The 14,761-nt window shown below is 46.5% G+C and carries 15 protein-coding genes, 1 other RNA gene and 1 pseudogene; 15 read left to right on the top strand and 2 right to left on the bottom strand.

All coding sequences use genetic code 11. The features are described from left to right. Window positions 1-520 precede the first annotated feature (520 nt). The 10 genes from H591_RS0100190 to H591_RS0100150 all read left to right on the top strand — a co-directional run bounded on the left by H591_RS0100190 (window position 521) and on the right by H591_RS0100150 (window position 9,522). Complete coding sequence (locus tag H591_RS0100190; protein WP_022964919.1) at window positions 521-712, top strand: antitoxin VbhA family protein; 192 nt, start codon at window positions 521-523, stop codon at window positions 710-712. Window positions 713-716: 4 nt separating this feature from the next. After that, window positions 717-1,214 (top strand): Fic/DOC family protein, encoded by a 498-nt coding sequence (locus H591_RS14505; protein WP_033420940.1) that lies wholly within the window; start codon window positions 717-719, stop codon window positions 1,212-1,214. A 350-nt stretch (window positions 1,215-1,564) separates the two neighbouring features. After that, window positions 1,565-2,533 (top strand): UDP-glucose 4-epimerase family protein, encoded by a 969-nt coding sequence (locus H591_RS0100180; RefSeq protein WP_022964918.1) that lies wholly within the window; start codon window positions 1,565-1,567, stop codon window positions 2,531-2,533. A gap of 17 nt (window positions 2,534-2,550) precedes the next feature. Beyond that, entirely contained in the window at window positions 2,551-3,129 is a 579-nt protein-coding gene (locus tag H591_RS0100175; RefSeq protein WP_022964917.1) for an acetyltransferase, read from the top strand. A gap of 88 nt (window positions 3,130-3,217) precedes the next feature. Further along, on the top strand, window positions 3,218-3,826 hold the full coding sequence (locus H591_RS14500) for a type II toxin-antitoxin system MqsA family antitoxin (RefSeq protein WP_022964916.1): 609 nt from the start codon (window positions 3,218-3,220) through the stop codon (window positions 3,824-3,826). A gap of 1 nt (window position 3,827) precedes the next feature. Then, window positions 3,828-4,280 (top strand): protein-export chaperone SecB, encoded by a 453-nt coding sequence (locus tag H591_RS0100165; protein ID WP_022964915.1) that lies wholly within the window; start codon window positions 3,828-3,830, stop codon window positions 4,278-4,280. Between the two features lie 31 nt (window positions 4,281-4,311). After that, entirely contained in the window at window positions 4,312-5,334 is a 1,023-nt protein-coding gene (locus tag H591_RS0100160) for an MraY family glycosyltransferase (protein ID WP_022964914.1), read from the top strand. 139 nt (window positions 5,335-5,473) lie between these two features. Continuing rightward, window positions 5,474-7,486, top strand: coding sequence for a polysaccharide biosynthesis protein (locus H591_RS0100155; protein WP_028244060.1), 2,013 nt, complete (start codon window positions 5,474-5,476; stop codon window positions 7,484-7,486). Between the two features lie 231 nt (window positions 7,487-7,717). Next, window positions 7,718-8,107, top strand: a transfer-messenger RNA (tmRNA) gene (gene ssrA, locus H591_RS15790). A gap of 194 nt (window positions 8,108-8,301) precedes the next feature. Next, the gene (locus H591_RS0100150) at window positions 8,302-9,522 is read left to right on the top strand and encodes an integrase domain-containing protein (protein ID WP_022964912.1); all 1,221 of its coding nucleotides are present in this window, start codon (window positions 8,302-8,304) and stop codon (window positions 9,520-9,522) included. Here the strand turns inward: H591_RS0100150 and H591_RS0100145 are convergent. Continuing rightward, window positions 9,513-10,085 carry a hypothetical protein gene (locus H591_RS0100145; protein ID WP_022964911.1) on the bottom strand — a complete coding sequence of 191 codons (573 nt, stop codon included), beginning with the start codon at window positions 10,083-10,085 and terminating at the stop codon, window positions 9,513-9,515. The two genes, H591_RS0100150 and H591_RS0100145, sit on opposite strands and share 10 nt — an antisense overlap. A gap of 31 nt (window positions 10,086-10,116) precedes the next feature. On the opposite strand from H591_RS0100145, the gene H591_RS0100140 reads away from it, so the two are divergent. Further along, window positions 10,117-10,302, top strand: coding sequence for a hypothetical protein (locus H591_RS0100140; RefSeq protein WP_022964910.1), 186 nt, complete (start codon window positions 10,117-10,119; stop codon window positions 10,300-10,302). 115 nt (window positions 10,303-10,417) lie between these two features. Here the strand turns inward: H591_RS0100140 and H591_RS0100135 are convergent, their stop codons facing one another. After that, on the bottom strand, window positions 10,418-12,061 hold the full coding sequence (locus H591_RS0100135; RefSeq protein WP_022964909.1) for a hypothetical protein: 1,644 nt from the start codon (window positions 12,059-12,061) through the stop codon (window positions 10,418-10,420). 373 nt (window positions 12,062-12,434) lie between these two features. Here H591_RS0100135 and H591_RS16265 point away from each other — a divergent pair. The 4 genes and pseudogenes from H591_RS16265 to H591_RS14495 form a co-directional block, all read left to right on the top strand. Beyond that, a pseudogene (locus tag H591_RS16265) lies at window positions 12,435-12,635 on the top strand (ATP-binding protein); the annotation flags it as partial. 207 nt (window positions 12,636-12,842) lie between these two features. Next, window positions 12,843-13,049, top strand: a complete 207-nt coding sequence (locus H591_RS0100130) for a helix-turn-helix transcriptional regulator (protein WP_028244059.1) — start codon at window positions 12,843-12,845, stop codon at window positions 13,047-13,049. A 386-nt stretch (window positions 13,050-13,435) separates the two neighbouring features. Beyond that, complete coding sequence (locus H591_RS0100125) at window positions 13,436-14,089, top strand: inovirus Gp2 family protein (protein WP_022964907.1); 654 nt, start codon at window positions 13,436-13,438, stop codon at window positions 14,087-14,089. Between the two features lie 37 nt (window positions 14,090-14,126). Next, window positions 14,127-14,558 (top strand): hypothetical protein, encoded by a 432-nt coding sequence (locus tag H591_RS14495; protein WP_156853077.1) that lies wholly within the window; start codon window positions 14,127-14,129, stop codon window positions 14,556-14,558. Window positions 14,559-14,761: the final 203 nt, after the last annotated feature.

Below are 14,761 nucleotides of genomic sequence, written 5' to 3'. Positions count from 1 at the left end.
TATAAATGGCAATATAATGCCTAAAATTCATGCGAGTCAGAATATATTGGCATTATAATGCCTTTTCATGTGCTGGAAGACTGGCCACGCGTGGTTTGATAGGTAGATTGCTTCCCGCCACGTTCCTCGCGGTCGCAATGACAGAACACCGTCTCTGCGAGGAGCGTAGCGACGCGGCAGTCCATGGTTTGATACCGTGCGGTCTGCGAAGTGGATTGCTTCGCTGCGCTCGCAAAGACTGGGTGGTGCTCGCCAAGACAGGTGGGGTTCGCCAAGACGCGTTTCTGTCTCTGCGAGGCCGTAGGCCGTGGCAGTCTATGCAGTGCTGTCTCTGCGAGGAGCGTAGCGAGGTGGCAGTCCATGGTTGGACACCGTGCGGTCTGCGAAGTGGATTGCTTCGCTGCGCTCGCAAAGACAGGGTGGCGCTCGCAAAGACGGGGGAATGGGCGCAAAGGTCGTGAGGCGTCTTGCCTGTGTGCGGCTCGCAGCGCTATGCTGTGGCTGTCATTGGAGGAACACTATGAAATACACCAAAGCTCAATTGTTGGCGTTCAAGGTTCGTCAGGCTGTAGGCTCCATGGCCATTGAAGGTATACAGATGACGAAGCAGTCAGAAGCTATAATGCTGAAAGTGGCTGCTGGTCGTGTATCAGGCGAGTCAGTAAGGATACAACTGGTAGCAAAGTACCAGCAAGCTTCTTCAACCTCTTGATGTGATGCAAGGCTATGGGAACTATGATCTTCAGGAAGAAGATCCTTATCTGCTGAGTGGTTCTACCTGTCTAATCAATCGTTTGGGTATTACCAATACCCAAGCGCTGAATGAAGCTGAAGCCGCTATCAGTAAAGTGGCTTTTGCAGAGTTGATAGCGAACCCAATAGAGCCGACCTTCAATCTTAAGCACATGTGTCGCATCCACCATTATCTCTTCAGCGATATTTACGAGTGGGCAGGTCAGTTACGACAAACTGAAATCTCTAAAGGTGGTCAGCTTTTTTTGCCTTACCGAAAGATCGAGGATGTGTCTGCTGAGGTATTTGATCAGCCGCACAAAGATAGCTTTCTTCGTGAGTTGGATATAACAGATTTTGTATATAAAGCCGCCTATTACTTGGGACGGGTGAATATGATCCATCCGTTTCGAGAGGGTAACGGCCGGGTGCAGAGAATATTTTTAGACCAGTTGGCAGAGCTCTCTGGTTATGCTTTTTAGTGGGGTGGGGTGTCTGGAGAAGGTATGGCTGCAGCCTGTCGCGAGGCGCGTCAAAAGACACCTGTTTACACAAAGTGAGAGCGGCTTCTGGCACGTGTATTATCCGGCTGTAGTGTCGGTGCCTCCACCTTTGCGAGATCGTTGCAGTCTATTTGACGGCGCCATGTTGCGTCTGTGCGGGCCAGCGGCTCGCAATCTTGGGGATTTTGGCGGATGCGGGCCAGCGGCCCGCGCTCCCAGAGGTTGTGCAAGTGTGGGCTAGTGGCTTGCGCTCCTAGGGGGTGGGGTGCGGATTAGTGGTTCGCGCGCTCAGAAGTGTTGGTAGAGGTTCAACTTGCAGGGATTTGTAGATGGCTGTTAAACAAAAACGTGTGCTGCTCACTGGTGCGACTGGCTTTGTTGGCCGTGCTGTGCAGCAGCGAATTGTTGCCGATGGGCAATACGATTTAACCATTGCTGTACGTCGTGCTGTGCTTGTGGCAAATGTGGTGCGTGTTGTGCAAGTACCAGAGCTCACAGCACAAACGGATTGGCGTGATGCGCTGCAAGGTGTTGATGTGGTGATTCATGCTGCTGCCCGTGTGCATGTGATGAATGAAACCTCGAATGATCCTTTAGCTGAGTTTCGTAAAGTGAATGTTGATGGCACTTTAGCCTTAGCGCGCCAAGCGGTGGCTGCTGGAGTGCAGCGCTTTGTATTTGTCAGTTCGATTAAAGTGAATGGTGAAGGCACTGAGTTGGGGCAGCCGTATACGGCGGATGCGTTAGCACAGCCAAGCGACCCCTATGGTGTGTCGAAATACGAAGCCGAGCAGGCGTTGCTGGCATTAGCGCAAGAGACAGGCTTAGAAGTTGCGATTGTGCGTCCGGTCTTGGTGTATGGCCCAGGTGTGAAAGCCAATTTTCGCAGCATGATGCAATGGGTGCAGCGCGGCGTACCTCTGCCTTTAGGTGCCATTCATAACAAGCGTAGTTTAGTAGCGCTGGATAATTTGGTGGATTTGATTTTGATCTGCGCTGAGCATCCTGCAGCTGTTAATCAAGTGTTTTTAGCCAGTGATGGTCATGATTTATCTGTTACGCAAATGTTACAGCAGTTGGGCGTTGCTTTAGATAAGCGGGCACGTTTGCTGCCTGTGCCTATGAGCTGGTTGAATGCAGCTTTTGCGTTACTGGGTAAGCGTAGTTTTTCTCAGCGATTGTGTGGGTCTTTGCAGGTTGATATCAGTAAAAATCAGCAGTTATTGGGCTGGACGCCTCCCGTCACTGTTGAAGATGCCATGCGTAAAACAGCCGCCGCGTATCTGGCAGAGTCTTAGGGTTGGGTTTTGAGCTTATGACAAAGACATTGTTGATATTAGGTGCTGGTGGGCATGGTAAAGCGGTTGCTGAATCGGCTTTATTATCAGGTGATTGGCAGCAGGTTTTGTTTGTCGATGACCGTTGGCCTGCGTTGCAAGAATCTTTTGGCTTGCCTGTGGTCACTGATGTTGCGGGTTTAGCCAAGTTTGTTGATAAAGCGCAAGGTGCGATTGCTGCTGTAGGTAATAATGAAGTGCGTGAACAGTGGTGTACGGCCATTGAACAAGCAGGTATTAAATTGGTATCTGTAGTGCATCCGCGTGCTTATGTCAGCGCTTCAGTAATTTTGGGTGCGGGTACTGCAGTTATGGCGTTAGCTGTTGTGGGTGTAGATGCGCAAGTGGGCCGTGCGGCGATTATTAATGCCAATGCCACGCTGGACCATGATGCCGTGCTGGGCGACTTCGGCCATTTGGGTGTTGGAGTGCAGATTGCGGGTGGCGTTCGCGTTGGCGCACGTGCTTGGTTACAAGCTGGATGCAGTGCAGGTTACAACGTAGTAGTGCCTGATGCTGAGAATATCCCTGCGGGAACAGCGCTACGCGCGGAATAAGTCTACCGAGTAATGATAAAATGACTTATCATTATGGTAAAAGCATAGGGAGACGTGTTGTGTCGTGTCATCTATGATGGAGACAAAAATGACAACTGATAAAAATGTATTTTCAACCTGCCCTCTTTGTGAGCAGGGTGTTTTAACTGAGCAGCAGGCAAGCGAGTCAACGGTTTATAAAGGTGTTGAACGTCTGCTGCCGCTGTACTTTGCCTGTTGTTCTGAGTGTGGAACAGAGCAGGCAGACGCTAAGCACTTGCGCGCGAATAAGCGTGTTTTGCAGGCGTTTAAAAAGGAAGTCGATGGTTTGCTAACGGGCGCGCAATTACGCGAACTGCGCGAGTCTCTGGAGTTAACCCAGGCTCAGGCTGCTCAAGTGTTTGGTGGTGGGCCCGTGGCTTTCAGTAAATATGAGTCGGATGATGTTGCCCAATCGGAAGGCATGGATAAGCTTTTACGCGTTGCTCAAGCTGTGCCTGCAGCGTTTGCGTGGCTTAAACAACATGCTGGGTTTGCTACTGAACAAATAACGTTATCAAGCCAGTCTATGACCCTCGCTTTAGCCGCTGTGAGAGCTAAAGGGCGAGTACAGCAGCAGTTGTATGCAGGTTTTCAATTGCAGGACTCTGTACGTGAGCAGGTTGTGATTGGTACAGCACATTTTGCTGGGTCTGCTCAAAAGCAATGGGTCCATTAAAATGAGTATTCAATTATCGCCTCTACAGTTGATGCAGATGGTCTTTACTAAAACACGGGTAGAAACATTTGAGGATGCTGACGGTCTGGGTGAAATTTGGGCGCCACAGTTTGATTTTGAAGGGGTAAATCTACTTGTAGAAAACACCGTGGGTCAGCAAGAAAATAACACGACTGACTTTTTAGTTGCGTTGCGAGTTGCCGTTTTAAATGAAGCTGATGCAGTAAAAAAAGCACCTTACACCTTTGATATTGCTGTGCAGGGCGTGTTTAAACTTGCAGCTGATTTTACTTGCGACGATAGATACGACTTGGTTCGAGTGAATGGCTCAGCCATGCTTTATGGTGCTATTCGGGACATGTTGCAGCAGATCACTGCGCGCTCGATGTTGGGTACTTTGCTGCTACCAACGCTGCACTTTTTACCAGAAAGCGCGGAAAGTAAAAACGCATAATATTTAATGTGTCATAAACTTTGGAATACCTATGAGTAACGTGTTGATTGCTGCGGTTGTATTTATAGCAGCTTTTGTTTTGACCTGGGTTTTGCGCCGTTATGCGCTGGCTAGCAGTTTGATGGATATTCCTAACGAGCGTAGTTCTCATTCCGTGCCCACGCCGCGCGGTGGTGGTGTGGCGATTGTTTTAAGTTTTCTTGCGGTTTTGCCGTTTTTGGGTGTGTTGCAGTTGCTACCTTGGCCATTTGTGATTGGTACTATTGGAGCAGGTGCGGGCGTGGCAATACTTGGTTTTTTAGATGACCATGGCCATATTGCGGCACGCTGGCGCTTACTCGGTCACTTTTCATCAGCTGCTTGGGCTTTGTATTGGTTAGGTGGCTTGCCGTCGCTATTGGTGTTTGGTTATGCCTTTGATTTAGGCGTGATAGGCCATGTATTGGCAGCTGTGTATATCGTCTGGCTGCTCAATCTGTATAACTTTATGGATGGTATTGATGGTATTGCCAGTGTTGAGGCGATTTGTGTGTGTCTCGGTGGCGCGTTGTTGTATGTGTTGCTGGGTGCCGCGAATTTAGCATTGGTGCCGGTTTTGTTAGCGGCGGCTGTGGCTGGGTTTTTATGTTGGAATTTTCCGCCAGCGCGCATTTTTATGGGTGATGCGGGAAGTGGCTTTTTAGGTCTGATTTTGGCTGTGCTGTCGTTACAGGCCGCTTGGTTTACCGCTGAGTTGCTGTGGAGTTGGGTGATATTGCTCGGTGTGTTTGTGGTGGATGCGACTTTTACTTTATTACGGCGTTTATTGCGCGGGGACAAGGTCTATGAGGCGCATCGCAGTCATGCTTACCAATATGCTTCACGCCAATATGCTGCACACCGGCCTGTAACTTTGGCTGTTATGCTGATCAACCTTGTTTGGTTGCTACCCATGGCTTTATTGGTGGGGCTTGGCTATGTAGACGGCTTGCTTGGCGTGGTAATTGCATATCTACCGTTGGTGTTACTGGCGGTAAAGTTTAAAGCTGGGCAGTTGGAAAAGGCTGCTGATTAACACGCACAGATTTGTCTAGAGAATTTGTTCTTACTGCGCTGTAAGAGCTTAATAAATAACACGTTAATATGTATTGCAATCGACGATTTGCAGACTGGTAATGGGTGCTAATGACAGCACAGAGTCTAAAGGGACACAAATGAAATTGAGAGAAATGCTATTAGGCTTACCGCGTCGTTATAAACGATTGCTGCAGGTTTTTGCCGATGTCTTTTTAGTATGGCTGTCTTTATGGCTGGCGTTTATTGTTCGTTTAGGCGTTGACCACCGGGTTGACTTGCTCGGCGAGCAGCGCTGGTTGTTTGTGATTGCGCCTCTTATTGCTATTCCTTTGTTCATTCGCTTTGGAATGTACCGTGCGGTGATGCGCTTCGTTGGCAAAGAAGTGTTGGTGGCCATCGCTAAAGCAGTGACAGTCTCGGCTTTAGTTTTTGCATTAGCGATTTATTGGTTTCAAGATGACACCGCCGCAGTACCACGCTCATTGGTAGTGAATTATTGGTGGGTAAGTATTATCACTATCGGTGGTTTACGTTTATTGATGCGCCAGTACTTCTTGGGTGACTGGCTAGGAAATGCGGCATATATGCCGTTTATCAAACAAGCCGATCACTTGCCACGTGTGGCTATTTATGGCGCTGGCTCGGCGGGCAATCAGCTGGTTGCTGCTTTGCGGATGGGCAAATCAATGCGTCCAGTGGCGTTTATTGATGACGATGATGCGATTGCTACGCGTACTATTGCGGGACTGAAAGTTTATAAGCCTAAACATATTCAGCAAATGATAGACCTTACGGGTGCCACACAAGTGCTCTTGGCAATGCCTTCGGCGACACGTGCCCGACGTCGTGAAGTGTTAGCTGAGCTTGAGCCTTTTGCGCTGCATGTGCGCAGTATTCCAGGCTTTATGGATTTGGCCAGTGGTCGTGTCAAGGTGCAAGATCTACAAGAGGTCGATATTGCCGACCTATTAGGACGCGACCCTGTAGCGCCACAGATGAAGCTGTTTGAGCGCTGTATTAATGAAAAAGTCGTAATGGTCACCGGCGCTGGCGGATCGATTGGTTCGGAGCTGTGCCGGCAGATTTTAGCCAGTGGTGCGACCACTTTGATTTTGTTTGAGCACAGTGAATTCAATCTGTATAGCATTCAAAAAGAGCTTGATACGCGAATTTGTAAAGAAGCGTTGCGCGTACGTTTGATTCCGATTTTAGGCTCGATTCGTAATATCAAACGTTTGCGTGAGGTGATGAGTACTTGGCGGGTGAATACCGTCTACCACGCTGCTGCCTACAAACATGTGCCGATGGTTGAGCACAACACAGCTGAAGGTATTCTTAATAACGTGATTGGCACTTTAAATACTGCGCAAGCGGCGATTGCTGCCGATGTTGAGCATTTTGTGCTGATCTCCACTGACAAGGCGGTGCGCCCGACGAACATTATGGGCAGCACTAAGCGCTTGGCAGAAATGGTGTTGCAGGCGCTCAGTAAAGAGCTTTCCACACAGATGTTTATGGACCCAGCGGACGAGCAAAGTTATATCAATAGCACGCGCTTTACTATGGTGCGCTTTGGTAACGTGCTGGGCTCGTCTGGCTCGGTGATTCCGTTATTTCGTGAGCAAATCAAGCGTGGCGGTCCGGTAACCGTGACCCATCCAAAAATGACCCGTTACTTTATGACCATCCCAGAAGCCTCGCAGCTGGTGATTCAAGCGGGTGCTATGGGGCAGGGCGGCGATGTCTTTGTTTTGGATATGGGGGAGCCAGTTAAAATCGTTGAGCTCGCAGAGAAGATGATTAACCTGACCGGCTTAACCGTGCGCAGTGAGAGTAATCCAAGCGGTGAAATTGCCATTGAGTTTAGTGGTTTGCGCCCAGGTGAAAAGCTCTACGAAGAGCTGTTGATTGGCGATAATGTTTCGCCGACTGAGCATGCGATGATCATGCGTGCAGATGAAGAGTTTTTGCCATGGCAAGAATTGACTGTCATCTTGCATGAGTTGCTTGCTGCCGTTGACAAGAATGACTGTGTATTGATTCGCCAGATTCTGCGGCAAACGGTTGATGGATATATCCCGCAAGGAGAATTAGTGGACTGGGTGCATAATCAGAAAAAACTGAGTGTGCCGGATGCAGCTGCAGATTGATTTTTCTTGAGGTTGTTTGGCGGCGGTTTGAGTAGGGTCTTGTACGCAAGGGTTTACCAATGCGCTGAAAGTATTTTTATGCAGGCCTTGAAAAAAGCCACCTAAGCCCCATCTTATAGTTAGGCAAGCGATAAAGCGTAGTCGGGCAGTTAATCCACAGAAGTGGATGATTGATCGACATAACACGCGCTTTAGCGTAAGATGCCTGTCACTTAAGTAAGCGAACACTTCGGGGCCGATTAGGATTCGACGCTGGTTGCGAAACTTTAGGTGCATGCCGAGTTGGTAACAGAACTCGTAAATCCACTGTTGCAACTTCTATAGTTGCCAATGACGAAAACTACGGAGCAACAGCTCTAGCTGCGTAAGCAGCTTAGCCGCTCCTCTGGTAGCCTCGGCTCCAGCAGTCACTAGAGGATGTCTGTAAACTCGAAGTGACTGTCAGATAGAACAGAATCGCCGCGTAGTACGTTGTGGACGAAGTGGCTAAAACTTACACAACTCATCCAAAGCACCCTGCCGATCGGGCGGCTGCGGATTAAATTAGTAGACACGGCTAAGCATGTAGTACCGACAGCGGAGTACTGGCGGACGGGGGTTCAAATCCCCCCGGCTCCACCAAATCATCATCTAAAGGCGTCCTAGGGCGCCTTTTTTTGTACCTGTAATCCACGTATATCAAGGGTTTCAGAGCTATAGCAGTCTATAGGCGTCTTTTCCAATCCGGCACTTTTGGTATTCCACATGGTATTCCAAAAGGTATTCCAAGGATGTTTAATGTATTCTTGGAATACCAAAGGGTGTGGAGATATATCATGACAGCAGTGCAGTCGCGCCTTAGCGATAGAAAAATCAAAGCTTTGCGGCCTAAAGAAAAAGATTACGTCTTAACTGATGGTGATGGTTTGCAGCTTCGTGTGCGCACTAATGGATCGTTATTGTGGAATTTTAACTATCGCCACCCTGTAACTAAAAAAAGAATCAATATGGGGTTAGGGCCATACCCTGAGGTGTCGCTCGCCCAGGCTAGAAAAGAGACGCTTGAGGCGCGAGAGTTGGTTGGGCAGGGAGTTGACCCCAAACAGGTTCGAGATCGAAAAGAAGAAATTTTGAGAGTGGCGGGAGATCAAACGCTTTTGTCTGTTGCTGGTGAATGGTTTGTGGTTAAGCGGGAGCAGGTTACGCCTGATTACGCAGATGATATTTGGCGCTCCTTGGAGAATTACATTTTTCCTGATCTTGGTTCTGTAGCTGTTTCAGACATTACTGCGCCTGCGGTAATTAGTGTACTTAAGCCTGTTGAGGCTAAAGGCAGTCTTGAGACGGTCAAGCGGATATCGCAGCGAATGAATGAGATCATGACCTTTGCCGTAAACGCAGGCATTATTTTCTCTAATCCGTTAGCAGGTATTAGAAGTACGTTTAAAAAACCACAAAAGAAAAACTTACCCACTTTGCTACCTGAAGAGTTGTCGCGCTTAATGCGAACAATAAGCACTGCCAGTATTAAGCAGACCACGCGATTGCTGATCGAGTGGCAGCTTCACACAATGACACGTCCGGGCGAGGCTGCAACGGCTGCCTGGGTAGATATTGATTTGGATAAGAAAGTCTGGACCATTCCTGCTGAAAGAATGAAAAAGCGTCGCCCACATTCTATACCGCTAACTGATCAGGCCATTGCTCTTCTAGAGGTCATTAGGCCTTATAGCGGCCATAGAGAATATGTCTTTCCTTCAGATCGAGACCCAAAGTCTCATGCAAATACGCAGACAGCTAACATGGCATTAAAACGCATGGGCTTTGGTGGTGAGCTTGTTAGTCACGGACTGCGCTCTATTGCGAGTACTACATTAAACGAACAGGCTTGGGATTCGGAGTTGATCGAAGTGGCCTTGGCTCACGTAGACAGCAACGACGTTCGCAGTGCTTACAATCGTGCCGAATACATTGAGCGTAGAAGGCCCATGATGGAGTGGTGGAGCCAGCATATTGTCAGAGCCTCGTTAGAAGGCTTGTCGGCGGCTTATTTATAAGCTTTAGGTAGGCCCTTCCATGTCCTCCGCTCAAGGAGTGTTACGTGTATAGTTTTTCCGGAATTTAGAGTTAATTTTGCAGATTTTCTTTTATCTATAACTGCTGTTTCTGGAGGCGCTTTCTCTTGTGTATGGCGAAGAGGCTTCCTGTCGTTTGTGGTGCTAGGTACTAAATCATGTTGAAAGTCGGGCTTGTTATTTATGACTTGAAGTTGCTCTATTGCCGGCTCTGTATCTGTAGGCTCTTTGATTGCGGCATATTGATTAGCATCAGATAGCTGTTCTCTTGCTGTTATATCGGTAGGTTTTGATTGTTGAGAAAGTTTTTGTAAATGATTGTTATTTGGCGCGTTGTTTTCTGGAATGGTTGCGGCTCTTCCGTTAGTTTTCTCGTAGTATTGGACCGCGAATTCGAGCAGATGATAGACAGAGCTAAAGTTGAATTTTTTCTTTAAGGTTTTTATTTTACTGCTCGTGGCTTTGTCTATGTGAGCCGCGATTGGCTTTTTGTCTTTGGTATTTGCTGGAGGCGTAAGGTTGATGTGAGATTGCAGTTCCTTCAAAGCAGTTTTGCTATTTGTGCTTAAGAGCTCTATGACTGTTTTTATAGATGAGGTGCTTGGCTACCGCGTGGAGTGGATTGAGCATCAGTTGGCCCATGCTGTTAAGGATGCAAACGGTAGGGCGTATAACAGAACTAGCTTTCTAGAGCAGCGTGCCGAGATGATGCAGGCTTGGGCTGATTACTTGGATCAGCTAAGAGATAGCGCTAACGTTTAAAGTGAGAGGGTTTCAAGAGAGTGGTTGTAAGCTATGAGTGCAGTATTTTGCTCATTCGGATCAGCTATTGCATAGTTTAAATTGGCAATAGCTGATCAGGATGGTGTGTGAGGTGCTAGCGTTTATTGCCCCTGAGTTTTTGTAATGCTTTATCTCTGTCTAGTAGTTTCTGAAGCTCGTTTGGTACTTGTATATCTTGCTCGGTATGTATTTGATTGTTGGGCGAGTTTACTGGTTCGGTTTTATCTGCTGGTTCTGTGGGTGTAGTATTTTCAAGCTTTTTAGTCAGAGCTGCTTCTGATTCAAGTAATTGTTGGTGCTTTGCATTATCTGGGCTTAGGGGTTCTGCAGGCTTTGTGTCTAGTGGTAACTCTGGAGGCTCAGTTTGTGTGGTCTCAGGGGGGAGAGTTTTAGATTGTAGCTTGCTCTCAGCAGCTGATTTTTTAGTGTTTTCTTGCTTTTTTGCAGTGCTGGCTGAATCCTTTGCAGGTTTGAATTTGCTCGGTTGTAAGTAGTAATTGATTGCATGAACCAGTAGTTGAGAGCGAGTAACTCCTAGCTTCTCCCGCAGTAAGTCAATTTTTCTATCTGTTGATATGCTTATGTCTACATTTATTCTTTTTTTGGTACGGGAGCTTTTGAGGCTATGTAATCTGTCGCTATTCTTGATGTCCCTTAGAGCCTTGGCGGAATGATTACTAAGATTATTAATAACTCTGTTTACAGAGGCTGGTTGAGTTTTTTCAATTATTTTTCTAGATAGTGCATCATGGCATTCTTTATCTATGGCGAACGAAGGTCTTTTAACGGGTGATGCTGGGACTTTGGGGAGCTTTTTAGGTTTTTTTGAGTCTCTCCAAGTTTTTTCGATTTTATCTAAGTAGGCTTTTCTTGTGCTGGAGATAAATTCGTAGCTACAAATTAAGTCAAGTTTTTCAGCGATATCTCCTATGTTCTTGATTGGGTCTGTCCCGATGCTTTTGAAACCTAGGGCTTTATTAATAACTTCGGTTGCTATTGTGAAAAACTCTCTTGGTTGTTGAGTGTGCTTGCTTAAGTTCTCTTTATCCCAATTGAGTGTGGCTATCCAGGTATCTATCGCTAACTGAATGGATTTTGTATCTGAGCTGGATGGTCTGAGTTCGCAGTGCAGGTCGAGCATTTTTAATAGGGTTATATAGCGAGTTTTAGGTGTTCTTTTTAGAAAAACATCAGCCAGTTTAAGTTTTTCTTTGATTTGTTCTGGTAATGATCTTTGTATTAATACGTACCTTCTCTGGGGGGTTTCGTAGGTTGTTGGCTCGAAAGAACTTGCAATTGCCCCAGGGTGGAGAGTGTGTGTATATATTTCAACAAAATAGGCTAGGTTGGATTTTTTAAGCTCACTCAGCGATTCTATGTATCCTTTCTTCGAATCAGTCCCTATTGGATCGAACCCAGGCGCTTCTCGATCTTCTTCGGGCCTAATAAGTGCTCGAGTGTTTGGCGTCTTATCATGCTCAAAAATATCGCTGTAAAGCTTAAGTGCAATTGCTGTGGAAGAGCTGGTTCTGCTGCCTTTTAAGAGGTTGTCAATTAGAGCGTTTATCTCATCTTGCGCGTGTAGTTTTTCATCGTCATCCCTAGAGCGGAGTTTGAACTCAAGATCAGAGATCGTGTCCGCTGGGGTTCCTGTTATTTCAAGCAGATGGAGTAGGTTTGATTCTAATATGTCAATACTGCGTTTTTTTAGGGTGGGATTTTCATTGTTTGATATCAACTTTTACTCCGCTTAAGGCGCTATACAGGTGGAGAAAAGTATAGCAGCTTCATGCTAATCCAATGTGTAAATTATACATCTAAATTACAGCAAGTTATACATCACAAAAACATCATAAAAACATCAGCTTATTTTTATCATTGCTAGAGTTTATAGACCCTTGGAGTGCGCTGTTGTCGTAAAAGTGTTAATGATCCATCACTGCCAGATTAAAGCGGTCTGGTTTGAGAGAAATGACCGCCTAATTGCATGGCAAGGGCGATGGCTGATGTTGACTCAGGAGGTGCTTGTGAAAACTCATGTATTGCACCGCTAGGGCAAAAACAGGTGCGTCTGGATCAATTCTGAATGTGGCATTTTACTGACCCAGCAGCTCATCATTGGCGGAATGGGCTATCTGCCACTTGGTCGAGAGCAAGCTGACGGGTTCTTCAATACCAACGTCAAACGCTATGAGTAAGGAGTGTTGTCTTCACCAGTATTCTTAGTGGATCAACGCTTTCGATGGTGACGCGACGTTAACCGCAGGCTGTTAGATTGGTTGTTGCACCATGCACACATCGTTCATATTTGAGGAGAAAGCCACAGGCTGAAAGACAAGAAAACAGTTGGTATCACGCCGGTTTCAGTCAGGGCCTACGGGGTAAGCAAAATAGCAATGCGAGATGGTGCTTTTGCAGCATGGTGCGTGTGACTTCTGTATGACAGAGAATGAGAGGCTAGAAATTAAAAAAATATGAATGTTGCAACTGGTGTGTCAAACCACACTAGAGGTAACAACATGAAACTGTTAAAAATTAAAGACGTCTCAGCGTTAACCAGCTTGGCGAGAGCCACTATCTACAAATATATCAAGGAAGGGGTTTTTCCTAAACAGGTCAATTTAGGCACTAACTGCGTCGCATGGGTAGAAAGTGAAGTATTGGAGTGGATTGAAGAAAAAATAGCCCAGCGTGACCTCCAGCTTGCAGAACTGAGTGCTGCCTGATTTCCATCAAAACTTTACCAGACCAATTTTAATTTGGACTTCCCCCTCGTAGGCGCAGATTTCTTTCTCCTCAGCTGAAGCAGACCCCCTGATCTCTGGCATCGTGATACAGCGTGTTTCTCGGTTATAGTAATATGCTTTTAGGCAACCATTACTAACATTCATAACCTATAAAACAGGCAGTATCTATCAATACTACATAGACCAAACAGATAGCCACCCTAGAGGCTATCGATGAGCTAATAACTAACCCTTATAGAAGAACATGACTGACTACTCATAGACTCAGACATAAGCCTATTTCTACAAGGTATGACATTCAGCTTAATCACTCAGCTACTGCAGACAGACATTGCGTGCCTACCTAATATGACTTAGGTAATGACATGCGTAGAAGAAACGATACAAACCAATTTTCTGAAAATGAACTTGTGTATGGGAGTGAATACAGAGGCTATCCACTCATGGATGGTAAAGGCCCATTTGTCAGAAAGCATTTAGATAAAATCATCGATGTCATGAATGCATCACTCGATGAGCATCCTAGAACCTTTGCATTCAGAGTGGATTTAAGACTACCTAGAGGACTTCAAGACTTTAAAGAAGGTCGGCTAATAGACAGTTTTATTTCATCACTCAGGGCTAAGGTCCGACATGCTCGTAAAAAATCACAACTTACTAACCCTAAAGCTCATGATACGAGCGTGAGATATGTGTGTGCCCGTGAAGTCGGTCAAAAAGGTGTACCGCATTATCACTTAGTTATTTTCGTCAACCACGATGCGTTCAATAGTCTTGGTAAGTACGAGCTTGGCAGGTCTAACATCTATGCTCGATTGGTTGAAGCTTGGGCGAGTGCGTTAAACATTGAGACTCGAAGCGCGTTAGGCTTGGTTGAAATACCAAGGAATGCTCAGTATCCAGTCACTGCAGGTGGCTTTAATAGTCAAGATGACTTGTTCTATCGAGCGAGCTACATGGCTAAGGCGGCTACCAAAGTTAGAGGCAGCCGTCATTGCTTTGGTGGGAGTCGATGCTAGCATGTTAAATACAATGCTTATTAATGGAAGGAGACGAATGATGAAGAAAGTTATTGTTGCAGCTATTGCGCTACCGCTATCACTCATGATCAGTCAGGTTAGCGCTGAAACGATAAGTTGTGTGCTAGAAAATAATAAGGTGGTGGCGGCTAGTAAGTTATCTAGTAATCCAGTTTACAGTTATGGCACAGCAGGAAACGTTGAGCTTTCCTTGCCTTCTAGTTCAGCTAACAGTCGTGTTTATAAAGGGTCTGAGATGTTTGCAGGTGGCGGGTCAAGCTACTTGGCCTTTACTAATGGGGCTTACACCTATGCTCTTTACAATGGCATGGGACGTGGTTGGGAGTTTGAAGGGTTGCGTGTTTACAAAGACGCTGAAATGATCATGGAAAAACAGTGCAAGCAATACGGCAGCATTGTGTTTGATTATGATGCTGTTCGCGCACCTGAAGGTGAATTACCGTATTAACTAGATGAGTTGGCTGTGAGCCTAGTGCGGTTTTCTAGGCGCTCGCTTAGCAGGTGTTCTGTAATGGGACATCTGTATCAATGAAGCTTGATAAAGCCTGACTTCCTCAGCTCACACCTTAACGCTAATACTGCTGATATTAGAGCCCGCTAGTGCATAGCTAGGCTATATGGTGAAGGGGCGGTGTTCTGGATCTGTTCGTT

Origin of the sequence: Denitrificimonas caeni DSM 24390, from assembly GCF_000421765.1 — a bacterium.
GTDB lineage: Bacteria > Pseudomonadota > Gammaproteobacteria > Pseudomonadales > Pseudomonadaceae > Denitrificimonas > Denitrificimonas caeni.
This window is presented reverse-complemented; position numbering and strand designations above follow the sequence as displayed.

Coding starts and splice junctions, on each gene's coding strand:
- H591_RS0100190 (WP_022964919.1), top strand. CDS start 521: ATGAAATACACCAAAGCTCAATTGTTGGCGTTCAAGGTTCGTCAGGCT.
- H591_RS14505 (WP_033420940.1), top strand. CDS start 717: ATGCAAGGCTATGGGAACTATGATCTTCAGGAAGAAGATCCTTATCTG.
- H591_RS0100180 (WP_022964918.1), top strand. CDS start 1,565: ATGGCTGTTAAACAAAAACGTGTGCTGCTCACTGGTGCGACTGGCTTT.
- H591_RS0100175 (WP_022964917.1), top strand. CDS start 2,551: ATGACAAAGACATTGTTGATATTAGGTGCTGGTGGGCATGGTAAAGCG.
- H591_RS14500 (WP_022964916.1), top strand. CDS start 3,218: ATGACAACTGATAAAAATGTATTTTCAACCTGCCCTCTTTGTGAGCAG.
- H591_RS0100165 (WP_022964915.1), top strand. CDS start 3,828: ATGAGTATTCAATTATCGCCTCTACAGTTGATGCAGATGGTCTTTACT.
- H591_RS0100160 (WP_022964914.1), top strand. CDS start 4,312: ATGAGTAACGTGTTGATTGCTGCGGTTGTATTTATAGCAGCTTTTGTT.
- H591_RS0100155 (WP_028244060.1), top strand. CDS start 5,474: ATGAAATTGAGAGAAATGCTATTAGGCTTACCGCGTCGTTATAAACGA.
- H591_RS0100150 (WP_022964912.1), top strand. CDS start 8,302: ATGACAGCAGTGCAGTCGCGCCTTAGCGATAGAAAAATCAAAGCTTTG.
- H591_RS0100140 (WP_022964910.1), top strand. CDS start 10,117: ATGACTGTTTTTATAGATGAGGTGCTTGGCTACCGCGTGGAGTGGATT.
- H591_RS0100130 (WP_028244059.1), top strand. CDS start 12,843: ATGAAACTGTTAAAAATTAAAGACGTCTCAGCGTTAACCAGCTTGGCG.
- H591_RS0100125 (WP_022964907.1), top strand. CDS start 13,436: ATGCGTAGAAGAAACGATACAAACCAATTTTCTGAAAATGAACTTGTG.
- H591_RS14495 (WP_156853077.1), top strand. CDS start 14,127: ATGATGAAGAAAGTTATTGTTGCAGCTATTGCGCTACCGCTATCACTC.